The 6,271-nt window shown below is 38.2% G+C and carries 5 protein-coding genes; 3 read left to right on the top strand and 2 right to left on the bottom strand.

All coding sequences use genetic code 11. The features are described from left to right. Positions 1–443 precede the first annotated feature (443 nt). Positions 444–2,408, bottom strand: a complete 1,965-nt coding sequence (locus QZ488_RS20715; RefSeq protein ID WP_293752322.1) for a methyl-accepting chemotaxis protein — start codon at positions 2,406–2,408, stop codon at positions 444–446. Positions 2,409–2,728: 320 nt separating this feature from the next. Further along, complete coding sequence (locus tag QZ488_RS20710) at positions 2,729–3,442, bottom strand: transporter substrate-binding domain-containing protein (protein ID WP_293752320.1); 714 nt, start codon at positions 3,440–3,442, stop codon at positions 2,729–2,731. Positions 3,443–3,696: 254 nt separating this feature from the next. Between QZ488_RS20710 and QZ488_RS20705 the strand changes: the two genes are divergently transcribed. From QZ488_RS20705 to QZ488_RS20695, 3 genes are all read left to right on the top strand, one after another. Next, positions 3,697–4,248, top strand: coding sequence for a hypothetical protein (locus tag QZ488_RS20705; RefSeq protein WP_293752318.1), 552 nt, complete (start codon positions 3,697–3,699; stop codon positions 4,246–4,248). Between the two features lie 324 nt (positions 4,249–4,572). Further along, positions 4,573–5,148, top strand: coding sequence for an isochorismatase family protein (locus tag QZ488_RS20700; RefSeq protein WP_293752316.1), 576 nt, complete (start codon positions 4,573–4,575; stop codon positions 5,146–5,148). A gap of 355 nt (positions 5,149–5,503) precedes the next feature. Continuing rightward, the gene (locus tag QZ488_RS20695) at positions 5,504–5,746 is read left to right on the top strand and encodes a hypothetical protein (protein WP_293752314.1); all 243 of its coding nucleotides are present in this window, start codon (positions 5,504–5,506) and stop codon (positions 5,744–5,746) included. Positions 5,747–6,271: the final 525 nt, after the last annotated feature.

Below are 6,271 nucleotides of genomic sequence, written 5' to 3'. Positions count from 1 at the left end.
ATGTAAATAGTCTCGTTGAAAATTCTATTTTGGCGCATTGACGCCGTATTAGGGAGCGTCCATCTCATCACCCATCATAAAGAAATCCCAAACGGGAAGGGTGTTTACTTAAATAGTTAAACGAATGCTTTGTTTATTGACTGAGTTTACTTGGCTTTTACTTTGACGTTTGAGAGTGCTGTTGTCTATTACTACAATGGGTGTCTCATCAAGTAAGTGCGGATAAATAAGCAAGGACCTGCGGGGCAGGTTCTTTAAAAATAGTTGAATTGAAAAAGACCCGCATGTCCTTTTGAACGATGCTTTTGTTTTTATGGGTTACACCTTTACTTTGAATATCGAGTTAATTTAATAGTCACTAGGGGCTGCTGATCTTTAGTTAAGATTGCCACTTTAGGCAAATAATTGTGTGCAATCCTTATTGTCGATGTAGAGGACAATTTCTAGACTTTATAAGTTCGAATGCGCTCCTCCATATCATTGGCAATTTTTGACAATTGTAAGCTTGAAGCGGATAATTGTTCTGCTCCTACAACATTCTCTCTGGCTTGGGCATCGATGCTCGACACGTTACTGTTAATGCTTTGTATCACAGAGCTTTGTTCTTTCGTCGATATAGCGACAACCCTGGTAACGTCATCCACTGATTTAATATCTCCTACTATTTTTTCTAATATCGTGGAGATTTGTTGTGCGTTTGTGACTGCTTCTTCAGCTTGCTGGTTGCCACTTTCAATACTAGAAAATGCTTTTTGAGAGCTACTTTTTAGTACATCAACCACTTCTGAAATTTGTTGTGTAGACTGTTGCGTGCGTTTAGCAAGGGTGCGTACTTCGTCTGCGACAACGGCAAAACCTCTACCTTGTTCACCGGCTCTAGCCGCTTCTATGGCAGCGTTCAGTGCTAGTAAATTAGTTTGGTCAGCAACTGATTTGATTACGTCTACCATGCCCAAAATATCGTTGACGCGGCTATTCAATTCGGTGATTGTTTCACCTACTTTTGCGACTTCTATGGCTGTTTGAGAGATGCCTTGCATGGATGTTTTAACTGCTTCTTCGCCGTTTACAGTTTCTTTGGCAGCATTTTCTGCACCATCAGATGCTACTTGCATGTTTTCCGTGACTGATTTTATGCTAACGCTCATTTCTTCTGTAGCACTTGCTATGCTTGATATGTCTAATTGTAGTTGAGTAAGGTTGGCTTTGCTTTGATCCGTCGCGCTAGCGGCTTGCTCTGTTGCTGCACCAATTTGATGAGCGTTTTCTTGAAAGTTAATAAAATCTTTTCTGATATTTTCGAAAGTTATATTGATTAATTTAGCAATTCTGCCTAGTTCATCTTCGGTAATTATTTCGACTTTATCTGTTAGATCCTTTTCTGCATTCACATTTTTCATAAATCGATCGATTTCGAAAGATTGCATGCTTCTCAGCCTGATAGTACTGAATACTGCATATGCCACTGCTAACATTAAAGCTAAGATAATGGACTCAAATATAATGACGAATCGAGTAAAGCTAACTTTTTCTATTGAGTAAGTAGTTATTTCGTCGAGCAATGCTTGTTCTGTGGTTTTAAATTTGTCGATACGTTTTGTAGCGGCAGTAAACCAGTCATTGGCTTCTACGTTAAAACCATTGTCACTGCTTTGTGCAATCTTCCTATATCGCTTTACTTCAAGACTTTCATTGGATTGAACAAATTGGTCTAATACTTTTCCATATTCAGGTGTAGCGACAGAATAGGTTGATTTTATATAGGTGTCTTGTTTTGTGACCAGTTCAATGTATCTAGTAAACAGTGCAGGGGTAAATCCATCTCTGGCAAAAACATTGCTTAATACGGCTCGCTCAATGCCTGCTTGTTCTTTGGCATAGGCCAAATTATAGAGGGTAAGAAATCTTTTTGATGAGTTAGTTTCTTCCAACTCTGCTGCCAAATAACCATTCAAATCTAAAATTAGTAGGTTGTTCTGTGTGTAATAAGCAAGCAATTTAGGTAAAGCAATACTAAGCCCATCGACCTGTTGACGAATATTTTGCAATTCGCTCAGGTTATTAACAAGTTGCTGAATGGATTTGTTAGTGTCCTCATGATAATTGGTATTGACCATAAAAATTTTTAGATTTTTTAATGCAGTGTCAGTTACCCCTCTCTGGTTCCTTATTCTAGTAGAAAATTTACTGCCATTTGAGCCGATAAATCCAGCAGACATGCCTCGTTCTTTTTGTAATTCGTGAACCAACCTGTTGGTGGTACTGACTAATTTGACATCCGCTATAGTTTGGTTTGCTTGGTCGAATGCGTGATAGGCTCGAAACACATCAGCTACTATGAATATAATTAAGACAACAACCGGGATAAGAGTTAGTAAAGACAGGTATCTGGAAAGCCAACGTTTCATTATTTATCCTAGTGAGAAAACTTATGCATTCAGCATTACACAAAGGGATTGGATTAGATCATTTCCGAGTGATCAAGTACCAATTGTTACATTTCCAATGATTATTAGACAAATATATTGAAAGCGGCGGATAGCATAGCCTTTTAAACTACCTTTGTAACGACTGGTTAGACTAAAGTATAAGCAAAATAATAAATTATGAATTACAGAAACACCCATCATAAAGAAACCCAAACTGGGAAGGATGTCTAATTAATTAGGTAGTAAGGTTGTGTCATGCCATTGGTTTTGGCTAATGGTAGGTTAAATTGCACTCAAAATTAATACGCCTTTTGTGGCACAAAATATTCCAAATTATGCTGCTGAGCATAGTCACTTAAAACGTGCCGCAGCAAATCAAAATTTGCAGAATTTTTGGTGATCCCATAATAGGCATCGACTTCAAGTAATGGGGTGACAGTTATCTCTTTAAGGAAGATTATCGTATTTTGTCGCTTTAGAAGAGCTACATTCGACTGATAGGAAATAAGGGCATCGCTGCGCCGCATCAAGAATATCTGAAGAGCGGTTTCGGCAGTGGGTAAATCGACGAACTGGTAGTTTTGGTCAACTAATGTTTGTCGACTACCGTTATAGTCAAAACCACGTATCGCAGAAATTGTTTTGAATTCGCTTTTAGTGCCGTAACGATAAAGGTTAATAACAAGTTTCTTTATCGGGGGGTCTACGAATTCAACATACGGACTAAGGGCTCTTGTTGATTTAACATTGACCGTAAAATCGACCCTTGAATTTTTAACTAAGCGGTACATTCTTGCAGGTAAAGTACACACGACCTCGAGTTTGATATTGTAGTTAGCGAGTATCTTGCTCGTTATGTCGATATTCTCACCAACACACTTACCTGTGCTTTTATCAATGTAAGCGCTTGGGGGGAACAGTGACGCTCCCAAAGTGACGATTCGTTGCTCAGCATGCGCCTGCGGCCAAATTATCGAGATACCAATATACAAAACAAACAAACGCTTTTTCATAGATATTTACTTCTAACAATGAATCACTAATTTATCAGAAAAATTAAACGCCAACAGCATAATTTCAGTTCAACTTGCTTGCGTTAGCATAGGCTTTTTTAAGAAACACCGAAATAGCATTAGGAAGCAATAGATATTTTCAAGATTGCTATCTTCTTTGTTGTCCATTTTAGGTAATGCGACAGTCATAGAAAATAATCGTTTTGGACTATACTTATTGGTGGTTTGCATTCAGCAAGCCATAGGAGATAGTGATGACAAGCATTACCAGTAGTAGTGAACTTATTTGTCATCCTCATTTTGATTTGTTAATCGAAATAGCCGAAAGTATGGCGGAAATGGAGCAGGAACTTGATATTTCTCTCTATTGGTTGTTGTTACTTGTGGCATCGGATGATGAAGACCTATGGGATCTAGAATTACCCGAAGAACCTAACCCAACTGACCAAGAAGGCACCATTGCCATTGATGACGCAGAAGCTAAGCGTTTAAAAGATTGGACAGCGTGGCGTAAAAAAATTCGCAAAGAGTTGGTTAAACAGCTTAAAAAGCGTGGATTTGGTAAAAATGAAATCAAAAAAATTCTTAATGACCTTAGAAAGTTAGGAAAAGCCCCAACGTGGTGGAATTTGCTGAAATTTTTTGGCAAGTGGATGTGGGCACTGAAGAAGGTACTAGATGCCTATAAAGCGGCAAAGAAAAAAGTCGGACCACCTCCGCCAGGTCCAATTCCTCCACCTGAAGAAATCAGTATGGGCTCGGCCTTTTTACCGTGCCCGCCTGGTGCTGAAATAGCAGAGGAATAGTAGTGTTTTTGGCGTTGGTCAGTCATTGGCCTGCGCCATTTTTAAGGGCTAAAAGCGGCTAGCAAAATAATTAGTGGCTGTGTCATATAAAGTTAGTAAAAGGTGGCTGAGCCTGACGTATCCCCACGTAAAAAAAGGTAAGTCATTTTAAAATAATTTGAAACATTCACGGTACTTGCTGATCAGTTCAATCGCCAAATTTCACTAAAGACCAACGCCCACTAAAACCACTTTTACTGATGCTGAATCGGTAATATTACTTGCCAAGTAGAATTCGTCTGACTACGCTTCGGATACACTACTTATATGTGATTGATAAAGATTATGCCATATGTTCAGGGATCCTTAATAAACCACTGGATGCAACTTGATGAAGCGGGTACAAAAACTGCTGTGATATTAATTGACGAACAGGAAGGTTTTTCCTTTACAAGCAATTCTGGGTCGTCATTAACGTTGCCATTATTAAGTAATCAAAGTGCTGTTTTACAGTTAATTGATCAGTTGCAACACGCAACCGCTTTTTTTATTGAATTGAATCCTGCAAACAAAAAAACTTGGAAAGCAACCGATGGGAAGTTATTGAAATGTGTGAGTTCGGCAAAAAGAAAACACATTCCAAAAACAAAATTTAGTGCGTTTGATAACACCTACCTACGCAGCACACTCCAGCAGGAAGGCATCAACGACCTAATTGCGATGGGACATATGGCCAATCATTGCGTAAAACAAACTATTTTCGGTGGTGCCAGAAAACCTACGGGCAGTAAATCAGAAGATAAAATAGTCCGACAAGGGGCAATCAATTACGACTATAGCGTGTTTTCTTCCCAGGCTATTGTTAGTGGTTGTATCGAATGGATAGAGCATCCACTGGTAACCTTATTCGCACATATTTGATGCAAAGAAAAATCAAGCATAATAGGGGATAGAGCGGTTTAAATTACGAAACCCCTATCGTCCAACTACCAGAAAGTAAAAAGACATCCATCAAAAAGAAACCAAAAACGGGAAGGGTGTTTACGTAAACAGTTAAACGCATACTTTGTTTATTGACAGGAACTACTTGGCTTTCACTTTGAAGGTGGGGAGTTTATTTTGCCTATTAGTATATAGGTGTCCGTATAATTAAATTTTAAAATCAAAAACATGAGTGCTGGTATTACTTTGTGCTTGTTGATTCTGTGATGATTGGGTAGTTTACAATTTTGGGCGTTTAAATAGTCTCCAATCTACAGCCTCGTTAGGAGTATTCATGTACGAATCAGATGAAAAATGGATTGCCGATTATTTACGCTTAAAAAATGGCGAAGATATTAATTCCCCTAAATCTGTAAAGGCCTCCGATATAAAGCTCATTGGCGCATTTACTATTAATGGCGTAGTGACAGATTATTTTTCATACCCATACACTGGAGAACCATCGTGGGTCATAATTGAAGTCATTGGTGATAAAGAAGACTGCGTAAGGGTTACTAGTAAACCACCACCGTTATAACTATATGAAAAACTCTCCATATAAAAACTTTAAACGGTAAAATACAGTTGGCAACTTACTCTGCTCAACAAAATATAGAAAAAGAAGACACGCTTCTTTATTTTTTAAAAATCGAATAAATGCTGCTCTGTCCTAAATATTAATGTACTCAAACAACCCCGGATGGTCAGCTATCCCTCTGTCACATAAAACTCAAGTCAGTCTCGCCATAATACGGTTAATTAACATACCTGCCTTGGTAGTTTGCATTGCCTAATTCAGCTTGAATATTCTTTCTATACTCCTTGCTACATATTGATACATCTTTATACATATATACGTATTGCCTCCAGATAATATGATTACGCGCTTCAACTGAAACCTACCGCGATTACTAAATTTTTATCAGTGCAGGTAGCTTGGTTAGTCTCGACATTGAAGTCTGACAATACGTACGTGTAACTTTATCAAAGGCTATGTTTGTATTAACTGTTGTTGAACACTAAACATACTGTTTTTATTGAACTTTTCATCATTGTCCAAATA

The sequence above is a fragment of the uncultured Paraglaciecola sp. genome, from assembly GCF_913020055.1.
Taxonomy (GTDB): domain Bacteria; phylum Pseudomonadota; class Gammaproteobacteria; order Enterobacterales; family Alteromonadaceae; genus Paraglaciecola.
Note: the sequence above shows the minus strand (reverse complement) of the source record. Positions and strands in the feature narration are given on the sequence as shown.